A 23965-nucleotide genomic window follows, 5' to 3' on the forward strand; every position below is an offset into this window, starting at 1 on the left:
ATCAGCCGGACCGTTCGGGGTCTGGCGGGGTGGTCGGGGACTGCGCCCCGGGGGGTCCGTCGGTCTGGCGGACAATGCGCTGCTCCTCGTTCCGTATGTTTCAGGACAACGGCCGTGACCGGCGTCGAGTTCCCGTTCCCACAGGTCAGGGCACCATGTGCGGGCATCGGTCGCCACTGGGCGGGAAGGCGATCCCGGTCTCGTCCTCCATGGCGGCGAAGAAGCGCCGCCCCTCGGACGACTGGCGTGAGGTGGACCAGGTGCAGTCGGCGCAGGAGGCCAGGGCGGTGTGGACGGCGTGCCGGCCGAGGCCCTGGCCCTGCCAGTGCGTGGCGACGGCGATGCTGCCGATGTAGCCGCGTCGGCACGGACGGCACACCTGGTACTCCAGACTGCCGACCGCCCGGTCCCGGGGGTCGAGGATCGTGAGGGCCCTGCGGCCCGCGGGCTGTGTCTCGACGGCGTGCTCGAAGTGGGCGGCGGGCGGCCGGGCCGGTGGGTTCACGCGGATCTGCCGCCCTGACCGGCCTCGCTGCCCCGGGCGCGCCGCCCTGCGCCCTGACCGGTCTCGCTGCCCCGGGCGCCCTGTCCTGTCCGACCGACGCCCTTGGCGAGGGCGGTCGCGTCCTGCTTGAAGGCCCATTCCATCTTCGGCTCCATCGCGAAGCGGAACACGCGCCGCACCGGTGGCGTGCACAGGAGCGTGATCACCGCTCCGGCGACGAGGGTGACCGTGATCTCGCCGAGCGGCCGGTGGATCCAGTCGTGCTCGTACCAGCCCCAGAAGCGGGAGCCCTTGGCGAGGAAGCCGTGCAGGAGGTAGCCGTAGAGCGTGCCGGCGCCCAGCGCCGTGAACCACAGCTTCCGCCCCGGCACCCAGGCGAAGAAGCAGGCCATGAGGACGAGGGAGCAGCCGAACATCGCCAGGGTCATGACGCCGCCCGCCCAGCCGGGCGCGGCCAGCTCCTGGGCGCTGTCCCGGCGGTAGAACCAGGCCGCGTTCATCCGCGGGGCCGCCCAGTAGGCGAAGAGCAGGGCGGCCGCGACGACCGGCAGGGACAGGAGCCGCACCTCCTTGCGGCGCACCAGCTGGAAGTGCTCGGGCTTCAGGACGAGCCCGAGGACGAAGAAGGGCAGGAACTGCAGCACGCGCTGCAGGTCGAGGTCGTCGCCGATGTCGGGCGACACGGACGCGAGGACCGCGATGGCGAGCGCGAGGGGCAGCGGCCGGCGCACGATCTTCCACAGCGGGGTGGTCAGCCGCCAGATGAACAGGGCGGCGAGGAACCAGGTGAGGTACCAGGGGTCCAGCAGGCTGATGGGGTACGTCGGGTCGTCGTCCGCCCACCGCTTGAAGAAGGTGTACGCGACTTCGAAGATCACGTACGGCACGGCGACCCCGGTGATCAGGCGTTTGATCCGGTTCGGGCTCGCGTCGAAGCTGCGGGAGAAGTATCCGGAGATCACGATGAACGCCGGCATGTGGAAGGTGTAGACGGTGATGTAGAGCGCGGCGGCGGCCCTGCTGTCGCCGCGCAGCGGCTCCCACGCGTGGCCCATGGCCACCAGGACGATCGCCAGGTACTTGGCGTTGTCGAAGAACGCGTCCCGCTGCTCGACCGGCTGCGCGGTCCGGGTCGCGCCCCTGGGGGCACCGGAGGGTCGCTGGGGCGGGAGCTGCGTCGCGCGGCGGCCCGCCGACCGCACCGTCTCACTCAACATGCCTCCCGCAGTGAACCCGGGCCCGCGAAATCGCGTCTTGCTCCTAATGCGGGTACCACGCCGTCGCAGAACATTCCGGCACCCTAGCCACACATCTACAGAGGTGTAAAACCCCAATGGTTACGGGCTCGGGGACCACACCTCCGCATCAGCGCAGGCCGTCGTAGTCCTTGCCGACGACCAGGGTCACGGCGCCGCTCGCCGCGGCGGCGTCCTGTTCGGCCCGGACTCCGGGGAACCGGGAGGCCAGCGCCTTGCCCTGCCGTCCCTGCCCCGGGGCGTAGGCGACCGTGGTGGTCCGCGTCCCCTCGGGGGCATTGCCCGTCCCCACGACGGTGTAGCCCTCGGCGCGCAGCTCATCGGCCACGGCAGCGGCCCGCCCGGTGACACCGGAGCCGTTGAGGACCTGGACGCGCACCTTCGACGCGTACACCGGGTCCTTGGCGCTCGTCTCCAGCTTCTTCTTGTCCACCTCCTTGTCCCTGGCCAGCGCGGAGAACAGGTCGGCGGCCTGCGGGAACTGCCACACGACGTTGGCCTTGTCGGTGGGGACGTCGGCCTCCCGCGGGTAGTTCGGCACGGTCAGGAACGCGAGGCGGTCGCTCGGGATGCCCTTGAGCTCGGAGGCGAGTTCGTACAGCGGCTTGATCCCCGCCAGCTCCTCGTCCGTGGTCAGCGACTTGGTGGCCGACTGCAGGAATCCGTACAGCGACTTGGGGCTGGTGAGCTTGGAGTGCGCCTTCTGCGTCAGCGCCTCCATGAACTCCTGCTGCCTGCCGATGCGTCCGATGTCGGAGCCGTCGCCGACGCTGTAGCGGGTGCGTACGTAGCCGAGCGCCTTCTCTCCCTTGACCGTCTGGCAGCCGGCCTCCATGTCGAGGTGGGCCTTCTTGTCGTGGATCGCGGACTCGGGGCAGACCTCGATGCCGCCCAGGGCGTCGACCATGCCCTTGAACCCCTGGAAGTCGACGGACATGAAGTGGTCGATGCGCAGCCCGGTGTTCGCCTCGATCGTCCTTATGGTGCAGGCCGCGGCCCCCGCAACCTCGCCGCTCGTGCCGCCGATCGCGAACGCTTCGTTGATCTTGAAGTGGTGCGCGGAGGACTTGGTGCCGTCCCCCTTGTCACAGGCCGGGATCTCCACCCGGGAGTCGCGCGGGAAGGAGACGACCGAGGCCCACTTCCGGTCGGCGGCGACGTGCACCACCATCAGCGTGTCCGACTGCATCGTCGTCAGGCCCTTGCCGTACTCGGCGTTGGCGCCGTCCCGGCTGTCCGAGCCGACCACCAGGATGTTCTGCGAACCCGGGCTGAGGTTGGCGGGGCGGTCCCCGCCCAACTTGCCGTCGACGTCCGCCCCGTGGATGTTCCCGTTCAGGTCGGTGTAGACCCACGCGCCGGCTCCGGCCACCGCGAGGATGAGGACGGAGAACGCACCCGCGATCCACAGCAGGACCCTGCCCCGCCTGGTCGGCCTGGTCGCTCTGCCGGCCGCCCCGCCGCGCCCTCGCCTTCTCGTACCGCTCACCGGCGCTCGCTCCTCCGCCCGCATGGTCATGAAATGGGTCACGAATGCCGGAACTCTACAGCCATGTAGAAGAAGTGTGCTCGCAGGGAACGATCTCGGTCAGGAGGGAACGATTTCGGTCAGCGTCGGCCGGGCCCCACGCCGCTCGGGGGAACGGGGAACATGGCGGCGGCCGCCCCGGAATTGACCGGGACGGCCGCCGCTTCCTCCCCCGTTCCCCCGTGTTCCCCCGTGCTCCCCCGTGCTCCCCCGTGCTCCCCCGTGTTCCCCCGTTCCCACGATCCCCCGTGCTCCCCCGTTTCCCCCGTCCTCCCGCGGCCCGTGGTCATGCCGCGGGAAGCTGTGTGGAGGGCCGAACTCCCAGACCTGTTTCAGGACTTGGTCGCGTCGCCCTCGGTGCAGTGGTAGAGCGTCGGCGCCGCACCCCCGTCACCTGCCTTGCTCCCGTCGTCACCTCCCTCCTCCCCGCCGCGTCGCCCACTCCCGGCGCCGGACTCGGAACCGGACCCGGACTCGGAACCGGCGCCGGAGTCCCCCGGATCGACCTCGGCGCAGGCCGACTTCACCCAGTCGGTGATCTCCGACTTCCCGGACTCCGCCTTGGTGACCAGCGCGAACCTGACGTCGCCGGATGCGACGAGTTCCCGGAACTCGGTGAGGCTCCTTCCGGTGAGCGGAAGGACGGGCAGGGCCTCGGCATAGATGTACGGGGCCAGGTCCATCCACGTCTCGGCGGCCATCGCGTACTTGGCGGAGCCCCTGCGCTCCTGGACATGGGCGAGGAGCTTGCTCTGTTCGGCGGTCATCGACGTGTCGACGTCCGGGGTGAGCTGACCGGCGGCGCCCGAGCCACCGCCCCCGACGGTAACGCTGTTGTCCCCACCCGAGAGCCCCGCCGGAGGGGGGCCCGCGGACGCGTCGAAGGCCGAACCGCCATGCCGTTCGTCCAGTACGGACAACGACCACGCCGTCGGTGCGGCGAACATCGCGACGCATCCGGCCACCAGCCCGGCGATCCCGACGTGCCGTGCGGGGATCCGCTGGCGCCACCGCTCCGGACGCGGGCCGAGAGCCACCACGGCCACGACGGCCGACAGGATCACCACCGGGATGAGCCAGGGCGCAAAGTCGATGTAGTCGGATGCGAGATGGACCGCCCATCCCGCCACCGCGACGATCACGGCGGGCAGCAGCCAAACCCGCCACCCACCGGTCCCGAAGGCGCGTTCGGCACGGTGGGCCCGCCACAGGGCGACGGTCCCCGCGGCGGACAGCGCGGCGATCGGAGGGGCGAGGACAGCCAGGTAGGCGGTGTGCGGGATATGGACGGCGCTGAGTACACCGGCCGCAGTGACCAGCCAGACGCCCCACATCAGATAGCCGGTGCGGGCCTGGTCGGTGCGAGGGCCCGCACGGTGCCGCACGAGGCCGAAGGCCAGGGCGAACAGCGCGAGGGGATACAGCCAGCCGATCTGCGGGGCGAAGCGCGGGCTGCGGATCAGCTGCGACCAACTCGACGACGCGGAGTCGGTCGGCTTGCCGACCTGTGGGTCGGCGGTCGACCCGTTCCTGCCCGGGTCCTTGCCCTTGGCCTCGCCCGCGGCCGGGGGCTTTCCCTGGTCCTTGGACGGCGGGCTGTCGGCACGGCCGGGAGGCGGAGCGCCGTCCTGACTCTCTCCACCGCCTCCCCCGCCGCCGCCCGTCGTCGTGGGCGCCGCGCCGTCGATCAGCCCCTCGTACAGGCGGTTGAAGCCGTTGAAACCGAAGACCATGGCGACAGCGCTGTTGTTGGTCGAACCGTCCACGTAGGGACGGTCCTTCTCCGGAGTGAAGGTCACCAGGGCCACCCACGACAGCGACACCGTGAAGAGCACCACGCCCGCCACCGCGAGCTGGCCGAGGCGCCGCCGCAGCCGGACCGGAGCCGCCACGAGGTAGCCGACGAAGAGGGCGGGGACGATGACCCAGGCCTCCATCATCTTCGTCTGGAAGCCGATGCCGATCCACAGCGCGCTCAGCAACAGCGACCTCAACCGTGCGGCGTGGACCGCCTTCTGGTACTGGTCGGCGGCCAGCACCAGACACATCGTGAGCGAGCCGTCCAGCAGCGCGTGCCCGAACATCGATGCCACGACGGGCGTGACGGTCAGGAGACCCGCGGCGAGCAGCCCGGCGGCCGGTCCCTGCCAGCGGCGCACCAGCCGGTACGTCACCAGGACGGAGATCACGCCCATGACGCACTGCGGCAGGGTCAGGGCCCAGTCGTGGAAACCGAAGACCCGCGCCGAGAGGGCCTGCGGCCACAGAAAGCCGCCGATCTTGTCCAGCGTGAGGCTGGCCGAAGGGTCGACGGTGGTGAACAGGAACGCCTTCCAGCTCTCCGACATGCTGCGGACGGCCACCGAGTAGTACGGGGCGAACCCGCTGCTGGTGATGTTCCAGGCGTAGAGCAGGGAGGCGAGGCCCGCGATCCCCAGGAGCGAGGGCCTCGCCCAGCGCGACTGGCCGGCCGGGGAGCGCCAGATCTCCCCGCGGCGCCGCGGTCGTTGGCCCTCCGCGGGCACGGTCCTGCCGGAGGTGCTTGACGTGCTGGTCAGAGACGTCATGATCGCAGCAGGCTCCTTGGTCCCGGACACGGCCGCCGAGTGGTCGACACCTCGCTTCTACCGGTCCCGGGTTGTCCGGCGCCGACGACCCGGCGCCGGACAACAACCTCCGGACAACGCACTCCGGGCAACAGACTCGGACAACAGCCTCCGACAACAATCCCCGGCCGACGTCTCACGAAGGGTGCGTCAGCGGACGCACGCCCGCCGAGGTGACTGCTGGTACGGATCGTGCAGATACCGCGCGCGCTCCTGCGCGCTGAGGTCCCTGCGCAGCGACCGGCAGATCCTGCTGATCGCTTCGTCGGCGCTGAGGAGCACGTTCCACAGCCGCAGCGCTCCGTCGTCGCCGCCACCGGCGAGGGTGCGTCCGTCCGGGCTGAACGCCACCGACCGCACGGGTCCTTCCCTGCCGGGCAGCACGGCCTTCTGCAGCCCGGTGGCCGTGTCCCACAGCCGCACCGCGCTGTCGCGCCCGCTCCCGGCCACCGTCCGGCCGTCGGGGCTGAACGCCACCGACTCCGCGCCCGGCAGCACTCCTCGGGACCGTCCCATGGCCGTGTCCCACAGCCGCACCGTCCCATCGTCGCCGGCACCCGCGACGGTCTTGCCGTCCGGGGCGAACACCACCGAGCGGACGGCGGACTTGGTACCCGTGCGGACGATCCGGACCTTGCCCGTGGCCGTGTCCCACAGCCGCACCGTGCCGTCGTGTCCGCCACTGGCCAGGGTGCGCCCGTCGGGTCCGTAGGCCACCGAGTTCACGCTGCCCCGATGCCCTTTCAGCACATCCCGCTGTGTGCCGCTGCCCATGTCCCACAGGCGTACGGTGCCGTCGTTCCCGGCAGTCGCGACCGTGCTGCCGTCCGGGCTCGACGCCACCGATTCCACGCCGCCCTGATGCGCGGTCAGCATGTCGCGCCGCTCGCCGGTGGCCGCGTTCCACAGGCGTACGGTGCCGTCCTCTCCCCCGCTGACGACCGTGCGGCCGTCGGGACTGAACGCCACCGAGTTCACGGCCCCCTTGTGTCCCTCCAGCGTGGTGCGCGCCTTGCCGGTCACCGCGTCCCGCAGCTGTACGGTGCCGTCCTCCGCCCCGCTGGCGACGGTGCGGCCGTCCGGGCTGAACGCCACGGAGCGCACGGCCTCGCGGTGCCCGGCCGCCGTGATGCGCGCCTTCCCTGTGGCCACCGACCACAGCCGTACGGTGCCGTCGCGTCCGCCGCTGACCACCGTGTTGCCGTCCCGGCTGAACGCCACGGACCACACGGCGCCGCCGTGCTCGCTCAGCACGGCACGCCGCGCCCCGCTGTCCGTGTCCCACAGCCGCACCGTCCCGTCGCGGGCGCCGGTGACCACCATGCCGCCGTCGGGGCTGAACGCCACCGACTCGACGTCACGCCGGTGTTCGGTGAGCGTGATGCGTTCCTTGCCGGTGGTCGCGTTCCACAGGCGTACGGCGCCGTCCTTGCCCCCGCTCACGGCCGTGCGGCCGTCGGGACTGAACGCCACCGAGTTCACGGCCCCTTTGTGCCCTTCGAACGTGGTGCGCGCCTTGCCGCTCGCCGCGTCGCGCATCCGTATCGTTCCGTCCTCGCCCGCGCTCGCGAGCGTACGGCCGTCGGGGCTGAAGGCCACCGACCGCACCGCACCACGGTGTCCGGTCATCGCGCGCCGCTGCTCGCCGGTGGTCGCGTCCCACAGGCGCACGGTGCCGTCGTGGCCGCCGCTCGCGACCGTGCGGCCGTCGGGGCTCGACACCACTGATTTCACGGCACCCTGATGGCCCTTCAGTACGCTCCGCGGCTTCCCTGTGGCCGTGCCCCACAGGCGCACGGTGCCGTCGTGGCCGCCGCTCGCGACCGTGCGGCCGTCGGGGCTGAACGCCACTGCGTTCACCGCCCCCTGATGCCCCTTCAGTGCGCGCCGCTGCTTGCCGGTCGCCGCGTTCCACAGCCGTACCGTGCCGTCGTGGCCCGCGCCCGCGACGGTGCGGCCGTCCGGGCTGATGGCCACCGATTCCACTTCGCCCTCATGCCCGGTGAGCCGCTGCTGGAGGGGGCGCGAGGCCGCGGCCAGGAGGCTGGTGGTGGCCTCGGGGGTGGGGCGGATCCGGTAGGCGTAGACGGCGAGGAGCAGCGCCAGGTCGGACTCGTCGGCCAGCAGGTTGGCCGCCTGCGCGGCGAGCTGCCGCGACAGGGTGCTGCGCTGCTCGGCCACGGCCTCGCGCCGTCGGCTCTCGCTGGTCTGGTACTGGTCCCAGGCGATCAGCCCCAGCACGAGGGCGACGGCCAGCAGCACGGACAGGGTGACGGTGAACCGGCGCAGGCGCCGCGTCGTGCGCGCCGCGGTGCGCCGCTCGCGGTCCCTCGCGGCGGCGCTCGCGGTCAGGAAGTCCCGCTCCAGCGGGGTCAGAGCGCTGTCGGGGGCGGCCAGGGACTCCTCGGCCGCCGCCAGGCGCGTACCGCGGTAGAGCGCCCCCGGGTCACGGCGTTCGCGGTCCCAGGCGGTGGCCGCCTCGCCCAGCCGCTGGTGCAGCAGCAGTCCCGCGCGGTCCTCGTCGATCCACTGCCTCAGCCGGGGCCAGGCGTGCAGGAGCGCCTCGTGGGTGAGTTCGACGGTGTCCCGGTCCAGGGTGATGAGCCGGGCGCCGGCCAGTGCGTCGACGACCGTCCCGATGCCTGCCCGGTCCTCGCTCAGGGAGTCCAGATCGGCGCGGGCCAGGCGGCGCCGGGTGGCGTCCGTCCCTTCGTTGATCGCGACGAGGCGCAGCAGAACCGTGCGGGCCAGGTCCCGCTGCCCGCCGGCGAGCCCCGCGTAGACGGCCTCGGCGGTCTGCGCGAGGGCGTGGTGGATGCCGCCCGCGGCCTCGTACCCGGACAGGGTGAGGGCGCTGCCGCTGCGGCGGCGCCAGGTCTCGCGCAGCGCGTGGGAGACGAGCGGCAGCACGGTGGCCCTGCCGGTGGCGTCGGCGATCACGCGGGCGAGGAGCGCCCCCTCCACGGTGCAGGCGGCGCGGGCGGCGGGCCGGCTGATCGCGCGGCGCAGTTCGTCGGTGGTCATCGGTCCGACGAGGAACTGGGCGTCGCGCAGGGCCTCGACGAGGTCGGGGTGCTGGGCGCACCGCGCGTAGAAGTCGGCCCGCACGCCGAGGACGACCCTCGTCCTGCTGTTGGCGGCCTCGGCGGCGGTGAGCAGCGCGGTGATGAACCGGGTGCGCTCCTCGGCGTCGGAGCAGAGGGTGAACACCTCCTCGAACTGGTCGACCACCAGCAGGAGTTCGGCGTCGGGCGGCTGGTCGGCCAGGGCCTTGAGCACGGTCAGGTGCACGGCTCTGGGGTCCGTCGCGAGATCCCGGCGCAGGGCGGTGGCCGAGCCGCCGCTGACGGCGGCGAGGCGGGCCGCGCACTCCTCCAGGGGATGTGCGCCCGGCGCGAACAGGACGGTGAGCACCTTCGCGTCGGGCCCGTCGTGGACCCGCGGCAGCAGGCCGGCCCGCAGCAGCGAGGACTTCCCCGATCCCGAGGCGCCGAACACGGCGAGGAAGCGCCGGGCGCGCACGCGGTGGACGAGGTCGTCGGTGAGCTGCTCCCGTCCGAAGAACCAGGCGGCGTCCTCCGGTTGGAACGCGGCGAGTCCCACGTAGGGCCCGCGCTGCTCGGGGCCCTCGATGCCGCCGCTCTCCTCGGCGGCCTCCGCGGCCGCGAGCCGGGCGCTGAGCGCGCGCCACCGCTCCTCCCACGTGGTCACGTCCCCACCGCAGGCCCGCACGTAGGCGAGCGTGACCGGCAGGCTCGGCAGCCTGCGGCCGCCCGCCGCGTCGGCCAGCGTCGTCGACGAGTAGTGGGCGTCACGCGCCAGCTGCCGGTAGGGCGGGCTGCCCGCCTTCTCCCTCAACTGCCGTAGCTCGGCCGCGAATTCGGTGAGCACGCCACCGTCGTCCTCCAGCGGACGCTCGCCCCGTGGCACCACTACCACCCCCGGCCCACCGATGCCCCGGAAGTCATTCTCCAGTCCGCTCGTGCGGAGTTCAGCCACTGGTTCCGGACAACCGCATTCCGCCCGGGCCGCTTCCGCACCGCCGAGCGCCGGTGGAGTGCGGCCGGGGGCTCAGGCCCCCGTTTCCGGCGGGACGATCGCCTCCCTCAGGGCCGCGAGCAGCCGGTTGGCCTCGGCGACGCCGGCCGGTGAGCCCAGGTCCGCGATGCCGCCCGCGCGCTCCTCCACCAAGGCGTCGTCCGCGCAGCGGTCACCGAGGAGCACCGGGGCGAGGCGTGGCCGGTTGCGCCGGGACTGCCAGATGAGGCCCGCGGTGTCGGGGGCCTGTACGCGGATCTCGCCGGCCCAGCGGCGGGTCTTCGCGTAGCGGTCCCCCTCCGCCTCAAGGAGCCAGGAGTCCTGGCAGACGGCTGCGAGGTCGGCCTCGGTGGTGAGGGAGACCAGAGTCAGCTCGCAGCGCGTCCGCAGCAGGCTCAGCGACTTGTCCTTCACCGCGGCGTAGGGGATCAGGCGCATCCCGGTCGCCACGTCGAACTCCAGGGAGCGCAGCAGCGTTTCGGCGAGCGCGGTGGCCGGGTCGTCGGCGACGTACAGGTACGGATACGGGTCGTAGGACGTGCCGTCGAAGCGGCTGCCGTCGAAGTGCGGGTCCGCGGACGCCGGGTCGGACCGGTCGGGCCGCCGCTTGGCCTTGTGCGTCCGCCACAGCCGCGCACCCGCCGGGAGCGTCCTGCGGCGCGGCGTCGTCTCGTACGAGGAAGGCGACACGGTCCCGGTCATCCGCCCCCCTCCACCAGTGCGCGGGCGGCACCGGACAGCCGCTCGTCCGGGAGCAGGCCCAGGAAGGAGGCGGGTGGGCCGCCGAGCCAGGTGTTGCCGGTGAGCCACCATCCGGCGGCGCCCCAGGGGTCGATGTCGGCGAGGAGGAGACGGTTGACCTCGATGACGACGGCGTACGGGCCGCCGTCGCGGACGAACTGAAAGTCGGGGTAGCGCGGGCCGCGTTCGGGGTCCGACAGGCGGATCGGCTCGGACGGGACGGGCTCTCCGCAGCGGGCGCGCGCCTCGCCCTGCGAGAGGGAGGGGGCCGTGAGCAGCCTGCGCCGTGCCGAGGTGACGATGACCTTCCAGTCGTCGAGGGAGGGCGGCGGCTCCGCGAGGCGGGCAAGGAGTTCGCGCGCCTCCGTCACCGCGGGCGGCCCGACCGGCGCCCCCCCCCGCCAGCCGGTCGGAGTCGAGGGCGAGCCGCACCGGATGACCGAAGGGCAGCGGGAGCAGCGCGAGCCGCAGGCCCTGAAAGGCCTTGCGTACGGCCCTGTTGTCGTCCTGTGGTGTCTCGGCGAGGGCCCGCACCCGGGCGACCAGCAGCTCGTGCTGTGCGTCGTCGAGGCTTTCGCGGATGCTCTCGCGGTGCTCGCCGACCAGGTCGAGGAGCCTCTCCTCGAGATTCACACCGCCTCCTTGCCCGGGCCGGGATGACCCTGGTGGATGAATGCGCCCACGCATCCCCCTCGGGCCTTCACGAGCCACGCAGGAACCAACTACACCTGCATGAGCCCATGATGACGCTCCATCAGGCAGTGGAGAGGCCGAAGGGAGAAGGAATCCGGTCAACGCCCGGAATCCGCCCGGGACACACCCAGCTCGCCCTGCGGGAGCGTCGGCGTCGCCACTCACGCAGGACCGGCGGCGTCGGCACTCACGGCCGAGTTCTGCGGCGCTTCACGAAAAGCTGACGGCAGGTGTCAAGTTATGGCGTGATGCTCTCTCCAGAAGCGCGGGCCACGCATCGCGGAACCGCTGAACCACCGGTTGAACGAACGAACGAGGAGCCACCCCACATGACCACCACCGAAGATCCCCGCTCCCTGCTGCGCCGCACCGCCGGGCAGTTCACCGCGCTCGTCGCCTCCGTCGAGCCCCAGCGGCTCGGCGACCCCACGCCCTGCAGCGAGTTCGACGTGCGTGCCCTGATCGGCCACGTGCTGGGAAACACCCTCGCCTACGCGGTCATCGCCGAAGGGGGCTCCCTGGAGCAGGCGACGCGCGATGCGGGCGAGGTCGCGGACGGGGACTGGGCGGCGGCCTACGCCACGGCCGCGGAGCGTCTCGTCGCCGTCGGGGAGGGACTCGACGATCCCGCGCTGGAGCGCGTGGTCGATCTCGGGTTCGCGAAGATGCCCCTGCGCGGCGCGCTCAGCGCCGTCGTCATGGAAATCGCCGCGCACACCTGGGACTTGCGGGCCGCCATCGGCAGCACGGTCGAACTCGCCTCGGAGCCCGCCGAGTTCTCCCTGGAGTTCGCGCGCCGGGCCATCGCGGCGGAGCGGCGTGACGGCCGCCCCTTCGAGCCGGTCCGGCCCGCCCCCGAAGGAGCGGACGCGTACGGGCGGTTGGCCGCCTGGCTGGGCCGCGAGGTACCCGCCGCGGCCTGACGGACCGATCCGCTCGGGCCGCCCCCGCGATACGCCCGCAGGCCATGCGGAAGAATCTCCGCCATGCGTGTGGTGATCCTGTGTGGTGGAGAGAGCTCCGAGCGGGACGTGTCGCTGGCCTCGGGGCGGTCGGTCGCCCAGGCCCTGCTGGAGCGTGGCCACGAGGTGGTGCTGGTCGATCCCGCCGCGGCGGTGCCGGTCCTCGCCGGACCGCTGCGCCCCGCCGACACGGTCGAGGCGCTCGGCGTCGCGAAGGAACCTCCGCCCCTCGCCGATCGGCAGCAGTGGCGGCGGCGCATGCACGCGGCCCTGACCGGCGGCCCGGTCCTCGACCACCTGCGCGACGCCGAGGTCGTCTTCCTCGCCCTGCACGGAGGCTGGGGCGAGGACGGGCACGTCCAGGCGCTCCTTGAGATGGCGGGCATCCCGTTCACCGGGGCGGGCAGCGCGCCGTGCGCGGCGGCCAGGCACAGGGGGCGGACCCAGGCGGTACTCGGCGCGGCGGGACTGCCGGTCGTCGAGGTGAACGCGCTGCCGGGTCTGACGGCCACGAGCCTGTTGCCGCTCGCGGCGTCCTGGGCGGGCCTGACCTACCCCGACCTGGCCCAGCGCGTCCTCGACCTGGCGATGAGCTGATCGGCCTCACGATGAGCTGGTGGCCTCTCGGCGAGCCGGTCGCCCTCTCGACGCGCTAGGAGGCGGTCACTCGCCGGGCCAGGACCTGCCCCGGCCATCCGTCCTCGACGAAGCGGTCGGTGGGGACGAAGCCGTTGCGCTCGTAGAACGCGACCAGTTCGCCCCCGCCGCCCGCCCAGCAGTCGACGCGCAGCAGTTCCACACCGGCCCGCCGGGTCTCCTCGACGGCATGGGCCAGCAGCGCGGCTCCGATGCCCAGACCCGCGTACGTCCGCTCGGAGACCAGCAGCCGCACATACCGCTCGGGTTCCTCGGCCTCGGCGATCGGCATCTGCGGGCTCGGACCGTCGTCGAGAACCATGGCACCGACGGGCGTCCCTTCCAACTCCGCGATGTACGGGGTGTTCTCGGTCGTATACCGCTCCACCCGCTCCACCCGCTCCGGCTTCAGCGAGAACGGTGTCGTGCCCCACTGCTCGGTGTTGCCGCGGGCGTTCATCCAGGCGACCGCCGAGTCGAGCATGTTCAACACGGCGGGCGCGTCCTGAGGGCTGCCCGGCCTGATCCGGATGGGGCTGGAGATGTCGTTCATCGCAGCAGCCTAGAACTTGAGGCTCACGTTCCCCTACTTGTACGCCTCCTGGCGAGCGTCAGGTCCCCGCTCATCCTCCTGAAGGTGCCCGAAGGTTCCCGAATGTTCTGAAGGTTCTCGAAGGCGTTCACACCCGAGAAGCGAAGAACGCGCCCACGTGGTGGCGCACTTCCGGCACCGAGCGTGCCGGGTCGATCGCGCCGACCAGCTTGACCCGGTCGTCGGCGGTCATCAGCCCGGCGTCCTGCAACTGGGGTGCCATGGCGGCGTAGTCGGTGAACACCCAGTGCGTGGCGTCGTCGATCCGGCGTCGGCGGGTGCGTCCTCCCGGGTGGGCGAGCATCGCCGACCAGGAACGCTCGAAGCGTGCGTCGCGGAAGCCGTCGGTCCCGAGCAGCAGCAGCGGCCGGTCGACGCCGTGCCGGGCGACCGGGAGCAGTTCGCCTTCCTCCCCCGGGCTGTCGGGCGGGTAGTCCAGATAGCCCTCCAGATCGACCGCCGCGTCGACGCGCCGATCCTCGTACAGGGCCTGGGCCGCGGCCGTGCCTCCCGCCGAGTGGCCGTACACGCCCACCCTCCGCAGGTCCGGGGCGCGGCCGAGGCCCTCGGGCAGGGGGCGTGCCGCCGCGTCCGGGTTGCGGCCGGCCGCCAGTGCCGTCAACTCGTCCAGTACGAAGCGTGTGTCCGCGAGCCGGGTGTCGATCATCGTGCGGAAGACCTGCGGATCCCTGGGGGTGCCGGGCAGTTCGTACTCCCGTACGCGGCCGTCGGGGAACTCCACCGCACTGGGTTCGCCGGGATGGTCGATGGTCACCACCACGAAGCCGCGGCTGGCCAGTTCCTCGGCGAGCCCGGTGTCGAGGGTGCGCGGATCGCATCCTCCGGGGGTGTAGAGCAGGACCGGCCGCCGGACGGGCTGTGCGGGCGCGCCGGTGTGGGAGTGGGTCGCCGTGGCCGCCCAGTCCACTCCGCTCTTCGGCAGCTCCGGGTGCAGGTAGAGGGGGTCGAACTCCGTGAACTTCCGCGCCGCGACGGCGGTCATCTGCGGTGCGCGCGGACAACCGCGAACGGTGCGGGCGGGGTAGAACACGGAGACCATCACCTCCCGGGCGGGGAGGGCGCCGTCCCACGGGTCGCTTCTGCGCCGGTCGACCAGGTGCAGGGTGGTCACACCGATCCGGTGCGGACCGGTCGGCGCGGGCAGTCGCGGTGAGAAGTCGCCGGAGACGCCCGCCCGCGGCTGTGCCCGTGCGGTACCGCTGCCGCCCGCGAGCACCTTCGCGGCGGCCAGCGCACCCGAGATGGTGACGGCCCGTCGCGTCACGCCGAGGGCGCCCGCGTCCCCTGGGCCGTTCTCCCTTGGACCGCTCTCCCTGCGGAAGGTAGCTGACATGGTGGTCTCCTCTGCCTCTGTCTCTGCCTCTGTGACGCCGGTCCTTGTGTCGGCTGCCGCCCGCCTGAATCAATGGACGCAGGGGGCATGTCCTGAATGCTGACGTCCGGCGCAGGCCGCGGGCGAGGCTTTAGGGCCTGGCCGAAACGTTGGCGCGGCACGGTCAGGGAGCGCAGTGATCCGGATCCACCTCACGGCCGGCGACTTCGCGCGGGTGCGGTTCGCGCCCCGGCCCGCGCCGCTGCAGGAACTCAACACGGCCCTGCTGATGATGAGCCGTCCCGACCACGGCCTGCTCTTCGACCGGTGGAGGCTGCGGGTGCTCCGCTCCCTTCCGGGCGCCGTCGCTCCCCTGAGTGACCTGGTCCCCGCGGCACAAGCCCCCAGCTTCATCGACGTGTTCAGCGACACGCTCAAGGAGGGGCTGGACGCCGTCCGCGCCGCGCACCCGGACCTGGTCCGCTCCGAACTCGAGCGCGTCTACGCCGCACAGGCGGCCCCGCCACCGCCGTGGATCCGCGACCTGCACCAGGGCGACGCCACGGCCTGGCAGGTCGTGCGCCGCGCCCAGCACGCGGCCTTCGAGACCGTCGTACGCCCCGTGTGGGATTCGGTACAGGACCTGCACCAGAGGGAGTTCACCCGCCATGCCCTGACGGTGGCCGAACAGGGCATCGGCGCCGCGCTCGCCGCACTCGTCCCCGGCTCCCGAGTGGACGAGGACGTCTGGGAGTGGGAAGGGCCGGAGCGGGACATCGCCCTGCACGGCCGTGGTCTGCTGCTCCTGCCCACCTTCCACTGGACGGGCCGTCCCCTCGTCGCCGACCTGCCCGACCACCCCCTGGTCGTGACCTACTCGGCGAGTCCGGGCCTGCCGCTCGCGCCGACCGGTGCGGACGGCACGGACGACGCGCTGGCCGGTGTGCTCGGGCGGACCCGGCTGGACATCCTCCTCCGGCTCTCGCGGGAGCACACCACCAGCGAACTGGCCCGGCGCCTCGGCATCAGCAACGCCACGGCCTCGGCCCACGCCACCATGCTGCGCGGTGCGGGCCTGATCACCACGGTCCGCGCGGGCCGGTCGGTCCTGCACCAGCGCACCGCTCTGGGGAGCCTGTTGATTCAGCGGCATGGGGCGGAGCGGCGCGCGAGCGGTTGAGCGGAGCGCAAGGTGGCCGACTTCGTCGCGTGGATGGCGGGTTCGCTCACGCTCGTCGCCGTCGTCGCCCGGATCGGCGTGGACGAGGTCGCCGCGTACGGGATCGCGACGAAGGCCACGTACGTCGCGACCATGGCCTTCTCCTCCCTACGGCAGGCCGCGGCCATCCACACCGCCCATCTGCTCGGCACCGGGCGGGACAAGCGGCGGACCGTCGGGCGCCAAGCCCTGCTCCTCGCCAGGGCGTTGGGGCTCGCGGCCGCGCTGCCCCTGCTCACCACCGGGCCGTGGGTCATGCGGGCCTTCGACGGCGGAGGCGAGGTCGCCGCAACGGGGGCGCTCTGCCTGCGGCTGCCTGGGGCCCTACTTGGTGCTCCTCTCCTGCTTCATCGCGCGGGGCGGGGTGTTCGAGGGCAGCGGCGGCCGCCCCGCTCTCGCCCGCGTCACGGCGTGCGGGGTACTGGTCCGACTCGGCCTCGCGTACGCCCTGTCGGGATCGGGGCTGCCGGGCATCTGCGGTGCCATGGCGGCTTCCATGGCACCGCAGTGCGCGGCGTCGCGGAGATGTACCGGCGTGCGGGGCCCGGACGACGGCGTGGCGGGCGGCGGGCTCGTCAGCCGGGGATCATCGACAGGTCGTCCGGCTTCACGGTCACGACCGCCAGGGGCCGGGGCGCGGAACCGGGAGCGAGGGTGAGCCGGGGCCAACTCCGGCTGACCGTGGCCAGGATGACGAGGAGCTCGGTCCAGGCGAAGGCCTCGCCGATGCAGTTGCGCCGCCCCGCGCCGAAGGCCAGGAACGAGCCGCGCGTGGCAGCGTCGGGCCGTTCGGTCCAGCGGTCGGGGTCGAAGCGGTCCGGGTCGGGGAAGACCGCCGGGTCGTGCTGGTGGAGATAGGGGCTGTAGACGACGTCCGCGCCCTCGGGGATGCGGTGCCCGCCGAGGGTGACGGTCCGGGTCGCCGTCCGGGTGACCAGCCAGGCCGGTCCGTACTGGCGCATCGTCTCCTGCAGGATCGCGCGGGTGTAGGTGAGGCGGTCCAGGTGGTCGTAGCGGACGGGCCCTTCGCCGCCGCAGACCGTCGCGAGCTCGTCCTGCAGGCGCTGCCTGATCTCCGGGTTCCTGTCGATCTCGTACAGGGCCCACGCCAGGGTGGTGCCGGTGGTCTCGATGGCGCCGGTGAGCAGGGTGATGGCCTCGTCCTGGAGCTGGCGGCGGGAGAGGGGCTCGGGGGCCGTGAGGAGCGTGTCGAAGAGCCCGGTGTCCGTGGAGTCGCTGTCCGTGGAGCCGGTCTCCGTGGAGCCGGTCTCCGCGCGGCCGGTATCCCTCGGCTCCGCGTGCGGGCATCGGGGTTCGGGGGCCGCGTCGCCCCGAGGATCCGTCGGCCGCTCGGCCAGCGCCGCACCGCGGTGGTCGATGGCCTGGTCGATGAGGCGCCGCAGGCGCGCGACGCGTTCGGCGTGGGCGCGGTTGGCCGGCAGCGGAAGCCCGTTGATCCAGCCCGGCAGGATGGTCTGCCGGATGGTTCCCCTCATGATGGGCGGCATGAGCGCGATGAACTCGCGTTGCAGATGGGCGGGCAGGTCCGAGCCGAACAGCGCGCCGAGGAAGGCCGCGAGAGTCAGCTCCGTCATGTCGGCGAGCGTGTCCCGGGGGACGCCCTTGGCCCAGCCGTCGACGAGCCCCCGCACCTGCTCGATCATGGTGTCGCCCCGGGTGGCGATGTGGGCGCGGTTGAACATGGGCTGCATCAGGCGGCGGTTCTTCATGTGAACGTCGCCGTCGGCGACCGTCGCGAGGCCGTCGCCGAAGAAGACGCGGAGTGCGTCGATGATCCGCCCGCCCTTGGCGAAGCTCGCCGCCTCGGTGACCAGCACCTCTTTCGTCAGCGCCGGGTCGGTCACCACATAGGCCGAGGTGCGGGCCAGCCGTATGCGCACCACGGGGCCGTGCGCGCGCAGCGAGTCCATGAACTCCAGGGGCCGCTGCTTCAGTTGGAGGGCGTGGCCGAGCAGCGGGAGGGCGCCCGGCGCGTCAGGGGTCAGGACGGGGCCGGAAGAGGGCGCGACGGGGGCGGGGGCGGCAGACATGTCGGGCGTCGTACTCCTTGATCGATGATCGTCAGCGCCCGATGCATGCCCATGTCCATGATCACGTATCCGTCGTTCGATGATCGGTGCGTCACACTGTTCCGGAATCCCGCAGCATTGGCCCCTTCAGCCCTGTCGGGCCGAAGCGGAACTCCACTCGTCGCCGTCAGGGCTTGCGGATCAAGGCGACGTCGAGGTCCAGCCTCACCTCGGGGCCGACCATGAGCGCGGTCGCGGCGTTCCAGTTGACGTGCCAGTCCCTGCGGTTGATCGTGGCGCCGCCCCTGAACTCCACTCGCGGCTCACCCTGCGGGTCCTCCTCCGCACAGGTCAACTCGACGTCCACCGTGATCGGTCTGCTCACCCCGCGGACGGTCAGGTCACCGGTGACCTTGAAGGAGGTCCCGTCGACCTGTTCCACCGCGGCCGTGGCGAAGGTGAGGGCGGGGTGGTTGTCCGCGTCAAGGAACTTCTCGCGCAGCATGCCGTCGCGCTGCGGGTTGCCGGTGCGGATGCTCGCCGTCCGGAGAGTGATCAGCGCGCCCGACTTCGACGGGTCGTCGCCGTCCAGGTGCGCGCCGCCCTCGAACTCGTCGAACCGACCGGACACTTTGGTGCCCATCGTGTGCCGGGCGACGAGCCCGATCCGGGTGCGGGCGGTGTCGATGACGTAGTCGCCCGTCAGTTCACCGAGCTTGATCATGGTGGTCATACCTGGTCACTCCTGGAAGGAAAACGACGAAGGAGAAGCGCTGAAGAAGAAGCGCTGAAGGAGCGGCGCTGGAGCAGCGGCGCTCAAGAAGCAGCCCTGAAGATCCGCGGCTGCGTCGGCCGGGCCCCGAACCCCGGTACCGGGGCCCGGCCGACACCGCTTCGGTCACGCCCCGTTCCGGGGCCCCTGCTCAGCCGAACTGGCCGGGCTGGTAGTCGCCCGCGGGCTTCTGGACGATGACGTTGATGCGGTTGAGCGCGTTGATGAGGGCGATGGTCGACACCAGGGCGGCGAGCTGGTCCTCGTCGTAGTGCTTGGCCGCGTTCGCCCACACCTCGTCCGGGACGCCGCCGGCCGCGTCGGCGATGCGGGTGCCCTGCTCGGCCAGTTCGAGCGCGGCCCGCTCGGCGTCCGTGAACACCGTGGCCTCCCGCCAGGTGGCGACCAGGTGCAGACGCTGAGCGGTCTCCCCCTCGTGTGCGGCGTCCTTGGTGTGCATGTCGACGCAGTAGCCGCAGCCGTTGATCTGGCTGGCCCGCAACACGACCAGCTGCTGCGTCGGTCCCGGCAGCGTCGACTCCAGGACCGGCCTGCTCACCGAGACGAGGTGCTTCATGGCCTTGGCGCCGACCGGGTTGGCCATGAAGTCGAAACGGGCTTCCATAGTGATCTCCTCTACGTACTGGTCGTACTCGTACGGGACCGCGTTCGTCCCAGCAGTACGACGGGACAGCCCCGGAGAATGTGAGGTCTGCACGTCGCCTCACATTTCGCGGGGCTGTCTCGTCGTACGAGTGACGTCCCGTCGTACGCGTGACGACAGATCCGGCCGAGGGAGCAGCGACACCATGAGGACACCGACCGAGCCAGGGGAGAGCCCGCTCGATCCGGGGCTCGACGCGATCATGAGCGAGCGGCGGCAGCTCCTCAATCTCGCCTACCGGCTCCTCGGCTCCGTGGCCGATGCCGAGGACGTCGTACAGGAGGCCTACACGCGCTGGTACGCGATGTCGGCGAAGCAGCAGGCGGCCGTCGACTCGCCCGGCGGCTGGCTGATGAAGGTCGCCGGCCGCATCTGCCTGGACCAGCTCCGCTCGGCCCGGGTCCGGCGCGAGAACTACGTGGGCGAATGGATCCCGGAGCCGCTGCCGGAACGGACGGAGTGGATCGACGTGCGGCCGAGCGGCAGTACGGCCGACCCTGCCGACCGTGTCACGCTCGACGAGTCGATCAACATGGCGTTCCTCGTCGTGCTCGAATCGATGACGCCCGCCGAGCGCGTGGCGTTCGTCCTGCACGACGTCTTCCGCTACTCCTTCGCGGAGGTGGCCGACATCGTGGGCCGGACCCCGGCGGCATGCCGTCAGCTGGCGTCCTCGGCCCGCCGCCGCATCCGCGCCTCGCCCGGTTCGCCGACTCCGTCGGACCGGCGCGCCGCCATCGTCAGGGACTTCAAGCAGGCCTGGGAGGCGAAGGACATCGAGGCCCTCATCGGCCTCCTCGACCCGAACGCCACGGGCGTCGCCGACACCGGCGGCCTGGTCGATGCCGCGGCCGCCGCCGCGGGCAGCGAGGAGATCGCGCGGCACCTGGTCGGCATCCTCGGCATGGCCCCCGGCCTGACGGTCCTGGAGCGCACGGTCAACGGCCAGCCCGGCCTGGTCGTCCAGCAGAACGACGTCACCGTGACGGTCATGGCGTTCGACATCGCGGACGACCGGATCACGCGCTGCTGGGCCGTACGGAACCCCGAGAAGCTGGGGCCTTGGCGGGAGCGCTGACACGCGCCCCCGGTGACAGGCTCAACCGGCGCTCCGCACCGGGGAGACGCGGGCGAGTGCGCCGATCTCCAGCGCGGTCCACAGCGCGCCGTCGGGGCCGAGGGCGATGCCGTGCGGCTCCGAGTCGGGGGTGGGCAGGTCGTGTTCGGCGATGGAGCCGTCGGGAGTGATGGATCCGACGCGGTTCGCGCCCCACTCGGTGAACCACGCCGTACCGGCGTCGTCCACGGTGACGGCGTGCGGGCGGGCGGCGCGATCCGGCAGCGGGAACTCGGTGATCCGCCCTTCGGGCGTGATCCGGCCGATCTGTCCCGCGGCGATCTCGACGAACCACAGGGCACCGTCGCGGGCCGCGGCGATGCCCACCGGCGCGGCGTTCTCCGTCGGCAGCGGGTGGAGGGTGACCGCGCCGTCCATGCCGATGCGCCCGATGGCGTTCGCCTGGTTGAGGGTGAACCACATGGCGCCGTCGGCCCCGGCGGTGATCGCGGAGGGGAAGCCGCCCGTGACCGGCAGCGCGAACTCCGTGACGGCACCGTCAGGGGTGATGCGGCCGATGCGGTCGGCGGTGGTCTCGGTGAACCAGAGCGCGCCGTCCGGCCCTTCCGCGATGCCGAACGGCCCGCAGTCGGGGGTCGGCGGCGCGAACTCCTCGACGACGCCGTCGGTGGTGATCCGGCCGATCCGGTGCGCCTGGTACTCGGTGAACCACAGGGCGCCGTCGGGTCCGGGGACGATCACGGTCGGCCCGCTGCCGGGTTCGAGCGCATGACTCGTCGCCTCACCGCCCGGCACCAGCCTGCCGATCCGGCCGCCGTGGACGAGCGTGAACCACAGGGCGCCGTCCGGGCCGGTGGTCAGGGCGTACGGACCGGCCTTGCCGTCGGACACGGCGTACTCGTCGATGGACACCTGGGACATGCGGATCGCCTCACTCATCGTGGTGAACGGGTAGGTCGAGACAAGGGGAGACACCTGTGGTCGGATCACCCGGGATCACGGCCGGCGCATGCCCGTCAGCGGGTGAACGACCGTGGGACCGGGGCCGATGCCGGGCCTCGATGCCGGACTCCTAGGAGGTCTCCCCCAGGGAGTTCCAGCCGTGCTCCAGCAGGTCGAAGGCGCGCGTGACGGCCTGGCGGGGGTCGTCGTGACCGGCGGCGGCGCGCGGGGCCTCGAGCGCGAAGTGGGCGAGCGCGGCGCAGGCGGGATCGTCCGCGGGCAGGCCGCTCTCCTCTGCGATGGCCAAGGCCAGGGCCGAGGCGTGGCGCAGCCACATGCCCTGCATGTAGTCGCGCAGGGCCGGGGTGGTGTTCACCAGGTCGAAGAAGGCGGTGAAGCGGGGGTCGCCGTCCGCGGCCGCCATGCGGTGGCGGAGCGCGTGCTCGCGCAGGGCCGCGGGCACCGACCGCCCTTCGGGCCGCTCGCGCACGGCGGCGAGCAGACGGGCCTCGTCATCGTCGTCCTCGTCGAAGACGAGGGCTTCCTTGACCGGGAAGTGCTTGAACAGCGTGGTGGTGGAGACGTCCGCCGCGTCCGCGATCTCGCGGATGCCCACGTCGTCGTACCCACGCTCCAGGAAAAGGCGCAGCGCCGCGTCGGCGATGGCCCGGCGGGTGGCGGCCTTCTTGCGCTCACGGCGCCCCGTCGGCGCCGACGGGGCGCCGGCGCCGCTGTCGGATGCGGTCATGCCCAGGAGCGTACCCCTTGGGTTGCCCAACTTCAAAAGTTTAGTCGTTGCACTTATTGAGCTGGTGTGCTCTTCTGGACCGGCGGCCGTGAGCACGTCCGGCCCCACCCGCTCCTCGTCGAGCCGCCCCTTTCCTCCACACCCCAACACCACGCCGGTACACCACCGTTGTGCGCACACATACGGAGCATCACCATGAACGCCACCACCGCACCCCGCATCGCCGTCGTCGGCGCCGGACCCGGCGGCCTGACCTGCGCCCGCGTCCTGCAGCGGCACGGCATCCCCGTCACCGTCCACGACACGGACGCCTCGCGCGCCGCACGCGACCAGGGCGGCACCCTCGACATGCACCCCGGCTCCGGCCAATCCGCCCTGCGCGCCGCCGGGTTGCTGGAGGACTTCCTCGCCCTGTCCCGCCCCGAGGGCCAGCAGATACGCCTGCTCGGCCGCGACGGCCGGACCCTGTTCGACGCCGCCCCGCCCGAGTCCGACGCCACCGAGGGCACCCCCGAGATCGACCGGGGCCGACTCCGTGACCTGCTCCTGGACTCCCTCGCACCCGGCACCGTGCGGTGGGGCAGCAGACTGACCCGCGTGGAGCCTCTCGCCCCCGGCACGCACCGCCTGCACTTCGCCGACGGCACGGCGGCCGAAGCCGACCTCGTCGTCGGAGCCGACGGCGCCTGGTCCAGGGTCCGCCCCCTGCTGTCCGACGCGGTGCCCGCCTACACCGGCGTCACGTTCGTCGAGACCGGCCTGGACGACGCCGACATCCGCCATCCGCGCCTCGCCCGACTCACCGGCGACGGCACGATGATGGCGCTCGACGACAACCAGGGCTTCGTCGCCCAGCGCAACGGCGGCGGACACATCCGGATCTACGTGGGCATGCGCGTCGACGAGGACTGGCACCGCCGGGCCGCCCTCGACCTCACCGACACCGCCGCGGTACGCGACGCCCTGCTGGCCCGGTTCACCGGCTGGAGCGCGGAGCTCCTCGCGCTGATCACCGACTCCGACAGGGGGTACACCAACCGCCCGTTGTACGCCCTGCCCGTCCCCCACACCTGGCCCCACACCCCCGGCGTCACCCTCCTCGGCGACGCCGCCCACCTCATGTCCCCCATCTCGGGAATGGGCGCCAACCTCGCCATGCTGGACGGCGCCGATCTGGCCCGGGCCCTCATCACCAACGCCACGATCGACCAGGCGATCACGGAGTACGAGAAGATCCTGCTCCCCCGCTCCGCCGAAGCCGCCAGGGGTGCCGCCGAAGGCCTCGCCGACGCCTTCTCCCCCGACAGCGCCGCGGAGACCCTCGCCCACATGACCGCGCGTCACTGACCGGGCGTCTCGCCCTGCGGTGTGCCTGCTTCCGGGGCGGTCGCCGGCGGTCGCCGCGCCAGTGAGTCGAGCCCTGTCCGGTGGGCGTCGGTTCTTCGGACCTGAGCGGTCTGCCGGGTGCGGTACCGAGGAGGGCGGTCCCGAGCTGGGTCAGGGTGTGCAGTGCGGTGTTGCGGTGCGCCGGCGCTCGGGGCTGTGATGCCTGCGTGGGCGGCGAGTTCCTTGGTGGAGCAGCCGGGGTGTTCGGCGATGGCGGTGAACACGGCGGCCCGGGT

20 protein-coding genes and 1 pseudogene are annotated in these 23965 nt (G+C 72.3%); 7 read left to right on the forward strand and 14 right to left on the reverse strand.

Annotated elements, in window-relative coordinates; translation table 11 throughout:
- Positions 1–145 precede the first annotated feature (145 nt).
- The 7 genes from ACZ4D5_RS22200 to ACZ4D5_RS22230 form a co-directional block, all read right to left on the reverse strand.
- A complete protein-coding gene (locus tag ACZ4D5_RS22200) occupies positions 146–505 on the reverse strand; it encodes a GNAT family N-acetyltransferase (protein WP_467774103.1) in 360 nt (119 codons plus the stop codon).
- Positions 502–1722, reverse strand: coding sequence for an acyltransferase family protein (locus tag ACZ4D5_RS22205; RefSeq protein ID WP_467774104.1), 1221 nt, complete (start codon positions 1720–1722; stop codon positions 502–504). The genes ACZ4D5_RS22200 and ACZ4D5_RS22205 overlap by 4 nt, the downstream gene beginning before the upstream one ends.
- 148 nt (positions 1723–1870) lie before the next feature.
- On the reverse strand, positions 1871–3250 hold the full coding sequence (locus tag ACZ4D5_RS22210) for an LCP family protein (RefSeq protein ID WP_467774105.1): 1380 nt from the start codon (positions 3248–3250) through the stop codon (positions 1871–1873).
- A gap of 371 nt (positions 3251–3621) precedes the next feature.
- Positions 3622–5856, reverse strand: a complete 2235-nt coding sequence (locus tag ACZ4D5_RS22215) for an ArnT family glycosyltransferase (protein WP_467774106.1) — start codon at positions 5854–5856, stop codon at positions 3622–3624.
- A gap of 189 nt (positions 5857–6045) precedes the next feature.
- Positions 6046–9786: an nSTAND1 domain-containing NTPase gene (locus ACZ4D5_RS22220; RefSeq protein ID WP_467774107.1), complete on the reverse strand. Its 3741-nt coding sequence runs from the start codon at positions 9784–9786 to the stop codon at positions 6046–6048.
- Between the two features lie 180 nt (positions 9787–9966).
- Complete coding sequence (locus ACZ4D5_RS22225) at positions 9967–10635, reverse strand: RES family NAD+ phosphorylase (RefSeq protein ID WP_467774108.1); 669 nt, start codon at positions 10633–10635, stop codon at positions 9967–9969.
- Complete coding sequence (locus ACZ4D5_RS22230; RefSeq protein ID WP_467774109.1) at positions 10632–11045, reverse strand: hypothetical protein; 414 nt, start codon at positions 11043–11045, stop codon at positions 10632–10634. The genes ACZ4D5_RS22225 and ACZ4D5_RS22230 overlap by 4 nt, the downstream gene beginning before the upstream one ends.
- Before the next feature lie 64 nt (positions 11046–11109).
- Between ACZ4D5_RS22230 and ACZ4D5_RS22235 the strand changes: the two genes are divergently transcribed.
- The 3 genes from ACZ4D5_RS22235 (at position 11110) to ACZ4D5_RS22245 (ending at position 12926) form a co-directional block, all read left to right on the forward strand.
- A complete protein-coding gene (locus ACZ4D5_RS22235; protein WP_467774110.1) occupies positions 11110–11334 on the forward strand; it encodes a hypothetical protein in 225 nt (74 codons plus the stop codon).
- Between the two features lie 362 nt (positions 11335–11696).
- A complete protein-coding gene (locus tag ACZ4D5_RS22240; RefSeq protein ID WP_467774111.1) occupies positions 11697–12290 on the forward strand; it encodes a TIGR03086 family metal-binding protein in 594 nt (197 codons plus the stop codon).
- A gap of 63 nt (positions 12291–12353) precedes the next feature.
- Complete coding sequence (locus ACZ4D5_RS22245) at positions 12354–12926, forward strand: hypothetical protein (RefSeq protein ID WP_467774112.1); 573 nt, start codon at positions 12354–12356, stop codon at positions 12924–12926.
- 55 nt (positions 12927–12981) lie between these two features.
- Here the strand turns inward: ACZ4D5_RS22245 and ACZ4D5_RS22250 are convergent, their stop codons facing one another.
- Both ACZ4D5_RS22250 and ACZ4D5_RS22255 read right to left on the reverse strand, forming a co-directional pair.
- Complete coding sequence (locus tag ACZ4D5_RS22250) at positions 12982–13518, reverse strand: GNAT family N-acetyltransferase (RefSeq protein ID WP_467774113.1); 537 nt, start codon at positions 13516–13518, stop codon at positions 12982–12984.
- 127 nt (positions 13519–13645) lie between these two features.
- A complete protein-coding gene (locus tag ACZ4D5_RS22255) occupies positions 13646–14911 on the reverse strand; it encodes an alpha/beta hydrolase (protein ID WP_467774114.1) in 1266 nt (421 codons plus the stop codon).
- Positions 14912–15086: 175 nt separating this feature from the next.
- Here ACZ4D5_RS22255 and ACZ4D5_RS22260 point away from each other — a divergent pair, with 175 nt between their 5' ends.
- Entirely contained in the window at positions 15087–16070 is a 984-nt protein-coding gene (locus tag ACZ4D5_RS22260) for an ArsR/SmtB family transcription factor (protein WP_467774115.1), read from the forward strand.
- Between the two features lie 33 nt (positions 16071–16103).
- Positions 16104–16370 (forward strand): annotated as a pseudogene (locus tag ACZ4D5_RS22265) (MATE family efflux transporter); the annotation flags it as partial.
- A gap of 314 nt (positions 16371–16684) precedes the next feature.
- On the opposite strand, the gene ACZ4D5_RS22270 reads toward ACZ4D5_RS22265, so the two are convergent.
- The 3 genes from ACZ4D5_RS22270 to ACZ4D5_RS22280 all read right to left on the reverse strand — a co-directional run bounded on the left by ACZ4D5_RS22270 (position 16685) and on the right by ACZ4D5_RS22280 (position 19536).
- Positions 16685–18160 carry a cytochrome P450 gene (locus ACZ4D5_RS22270; protein WP_467774116.1) on the reverse strand — a complete coding sequence of 492 codons (1476 nt, stop codon included), beginning with the start codon at positions 18158–18160 and terminating at the stop codon, positions 16685–16687.
- A gap of 166 nt (positions 18161–18326) precedes the next feature.
- A complete protein-coding gene (locus ACZ4D5_RS22275) occupies positions 18327–18872 on the reverse strand; it encodes a YceI family protein (RefSeq protein WP_467774117.1) in 546 nt (181 codons plus the stop codon).
- A 190-nt stretch (positions 18873–19062) separates the two neighbouring features.
- Positions 19063–19536 (reverse strand): carboxymuconolactone decarboxylase family protein, encoded by a 474-nt coding sequence (locus ACZ4D5_RS22280; protein WP_467774118.1) that lies wholly within the window; start codon positions 19534–19536, stop codon positions 19063–19065.
- A gap of 184 nt (positions 19537–19720) precedes the next feature.
- Between ACZ4D5_RS22280 and sigJ the strand changes: the two genes are divergently transcribed.
- Positions 19721–20653 (forward strand): RNA polymerase sigma factor SigJ, encoded by a 933-nt coding sequence (sigJ, locus tag ACZ4D5_RS22285; RefSeq protein ID WP_467774119.1) that lies wholly within the window; start codon positions 19721–19723, stop codon positions 20651–20653.
- Positions 20654–20674: 21 nt separating this feature from the next.
- Here sigJ and ACZ4D5_RS22290 read toward each other — a convergent pair whose 3' ends face one another.
- Both ACZ4D5_RS22290 and ACZ4D5_RS22295 read right to left on the reverse strand, forming a co-directional pair.
- Positions 20675–21592: a Vgb family protein gene (locus ACZ4D5_RS22290; protein ID WP_467774120.1), complete on the reverse strand. Its 918-nt coding sequence runs from the start codon at positions 21590–21592 to the stop codon at positions 20675–20677.
- Between the two features lie 133 nt (positions 21593–21725).
- Positions 21726–22343, reverse strand: a complete 618-nt coding sequence (locus ACZ4D5_RS22295) for a TetR/AcrR family transcriptional regulator (RefSeq protein WP_467774121.1) — start codon at positions 22341–22343, stop codon at positions 21726–21728.
- 195 nt (positions 22344–22538) lie between these two features.
- Between ACZ4D5_RS22295 and ACZ4D5_RS22300 the strand changes: the two genes are divergently transcribed.
- On the forward strand, positions 22539–23690 hold the full coding sequence (locus ACZ4D5_RS22300) for an FAD-dependent oxidoreductase (RefSeq protein ID WP_467774122.1): 1152 nt from the start codon (positions 22539–22541) through the stop codon (positions 23688–23690).
- The last annotated feature ends 275 nt before the right edge of the window (positions 23691–23965 follow it).

The sequence above is a fragment of the Streptomyces sp. NPDC025651 genome (assembly GCF_055558735.1).